Annotated in this window: 1 protein-coding gene; it reads right to left on the bottom strand. The window is 39.1% G+C overall.

Going from position 1 to position 233, the window contains the following annotated elements; genetic code table 11:
* On the bottom strand, positions 1 to 179 hold a 179-nt coding region (locus tag CL42_RS16945), incomplete at its 3' end, for a transposase (RefSeq protein ID WP_010589118.1).
* Positions 180 to 233: the final 54 nt, after the last annotated feature.

The raw sequence follows: 233 nt of genomic DNA, 5'->3' as shown, positions 1-233 counted from the left end.
AAACAGCATTGAATAGCCGTATCGGAGTAAGTTTGATTTCGACCTTGCTTGTTTTGTGGTTGTGCATACCACTGAGTGTTTGGATCAAACCAAATGGAAATGTTGCCCCGATTAATGAGAGCGCGATTATAGGAAGACCAGTTGGTTGTACGATAAGTTTTAGGAGTAGGTTTATTCATTTTGAAATTATAGGACTGAATAAACCTTATAGGCTAGGTTTGTGCAACAAAGCC

This window comes from Acinetobacter sp. Ver3 (assembly GCF_000632455.1).
In the GTDB taxonomy this organism is placed as follows: Bacteria; Pseudomonadota; Gammaproteobacteria; order Pseudomonadales; family Moraxellaceae; genus Acinetobacter.
This window is presented reverse-complemented; position numbering and strand designations above follow the sequence as displayed.